This window comes from Fretibacterium fastidiosum, from assembly GCF_000210715.1.
Taxonomy (GTDB): Bacteria; Synergistota; Synergistia; order Synergistales; family Aminobacteriaceae; genus Fretibacterium; species Fretibacterium fastidiosum.
The window spans coordinates 1,849,441-1,851,483 of sequence record NC_021038.1 but is presented as its reverse complement, the minus strand read 5'-3'; the positions used below and the strand labels follow the sequence as shown (position 1 = coordinate 1,851,483).

At 64.3% G+C, this 2,043-nt stretch carries 2 protein-coding genes; one reads left to right on the top strand and one right to left on the bottom strand.

The annotated features are described in order from the left end of the window. Positions 1-185: 185 nt before the first annotated feature. Positions 186-1,220, bottom strand: coding sequence for a threonine aldolase family protein (locus SY1_RS08625; RefSeq protein ID WP_208873465.1), 1,035 nt, complete (start codon positions 1,218-1,220; stop codon positions 186-188). A 233-nt stretch (positions 1,221-1,453) separates the two neighbouring features. Here SY1_RS08625 and SY1_RS08620 point away from each other — a divergent pair. After that, a partial coding sequence (locus tag SY1_RS08620) for a sugar phosphate nucleotidyltransferase (RefSeq protein WP_208873463.1) occupies positions 1,454-2,043 on the top strand: 590 nt, incomplete at its 3' end.

The following is a 2,043-nucleotide window of genomic DNA, read 5'->3' as shown; positions in this document are numbered from 1 at the left end:
AGGTCACCCCTCAGCCCTCGCTTCACCTCAATATCTCACCCGTAATTCCGTTGTCAAGGTGCAAAACCCATTTCAAAACCGGATCGCTCACTCAGAGCTCGGATATATTACACCAAAAAATCCCTCTTGTAAAGCCCCCTATTGTGAATTTTGCGTTTTCCCTTAAAAACCCTTCGCGCATCCGCCTAAAGGCTCCTGACCCTCGCCGTCAACGCATCCACGCTCTCCGGCGTCGTGGCCCAGCTGGTGCAGAAGCGCACCGCACTTCTGTCCTCGTCCATCCGCTGCCACCGCTCGAAGGAGAACTCCCCCTTCAAACGCTCGATCTGACGCTCCGTCAGGATGGGGAACTGCTGGTTCGTTGGGGAGTCGATGAACAGGGGGAAGCCCCTCTCCAAAAAGGCGGCACGGATGCGCATGGCCTGCTCGTTGGCGTGCCGGGCGATCTCGAAGTAGAGGCCGTCCTCAAAGAGCGTCTCGAACTGGATGCCCAGGAGCCTGCCCTTGGCCAACATGCCGCCCTGCTGCTTGACGAGCGTGCGGAAGTCCTTCAGGCGGCCCGGACGCGACCGCACCACCGCCTCGCCGAAGAGCGCCCCCACCTTCGTCCCGCCGATGTAGAAGACGTCGCACAGGCGTGCGACGTCCTGAATCGTGACGTCCGTCCCCTGGGCCGTCACGCCGTAGCCCAGACGGGCGCCGTCCAGGAAGAGCGGCAGGCCGTAGTCCGTACACACCGCGCGCAATTCCTCGAGCTGCTCCCTGGTGTAGAGCGTGCCGTACTCCGACGGGTGGGAGACGTACACCATGCCGGGCTGAACCCTGTGCTCACGCGTCTCGTCGTCGTAGAAGTCCTTCAGGTACTGCCGGACGGTCCCCGCGTCCAGGAGGCCACACTTGCCCTGGAGCGAAAGCACCTTGTGCCCCGTGCTCTCGATGGCGCCCGCCTCGTGGACGTTGATGTGCCCGCTCTCGACGCAGAGGACCCCCTGACACGGTCTGAGGAGCGCCTTGATGACCGTCGTGTTCGTCTGGGTCCCGCCCACGAGGAAATGGACCTCCGCGTCCGGGACGCCCACAGCCTTCTGAATCAGCGCCATTGCGCGCTGGCAATGAGGGTCCGCGCCATAGCCCGAGGTCTGCTCCAGGTTCGTCTCCGTCATTCGCGCCAGGATGCGCGGATGGCATCCCTCCTGATAATCGCACTCGAATCGAAACACTCGAAACCGCCCCCTCGAAACGATGATCTACTTTATTATATTTATAGCGGCCTCTGAAGCGGCGCGCAAGGGGCGACCGGCGGGGAGTTTTCCGAAAAGATCGAAAAACGGGCGGCCGCGGCTTTACTTTTTTCCGCCTTTTCTCTATCCTGTTTCCTGTGGACCGCCCCTTTGGACCCTTTTGGAAGAGAAGGGCGCCGCACGACAACGAAAGGCGAGGACAGGTGAAGACAATGTCCCAATCATACGGAATCATCCTCACGGGGGGGAGCGGCACGCGCCTCTGGCCGCGCTCCCGCGAGGACCTGCCGAAGCAGTTTCTGGCCCTCTGCGGCCCCGGAACGCTCCTGCAGGACACCCTGAGGCGGATGCTGAACGTCGTCCCCATCAATCGGATGCGCGCCGTGACGGGCGCTCAGTGGGAGGCCCTGGTGGCGCACCAGGCGCGCGAGGTCGTCCCCCTGACGCCGGACTTCATCGTGCAGGAGCCCATGGCCCGCGGAACGGCGCCGGCCGTCCTCCTGGGGATCGAAGCGCTGCGGGAGGCGGGGGCCGGGGATGAGGACGTGGTGATCGTCGCGCCCAGCGACCACATCGTGCAGGAGCCCGCCGCCTTCTCCCGCGCCCTCGAGCTGGCGGTGCAGGCGGCACGGGAGGGGTTCATGGCGACGCTGGGGGTCGTCCCCAGCCACCCGGAGACGGGGTTCGGCTACATCCGGAAGGGGGCGGCCCACGGCGCCTGGTTCGAGGCGGAGGCCTTCGTGGAGAAGCCCGACCTGCCCACGGCGGAGACCTACGTCAAGAGCGGGGACTACCTCTGGAA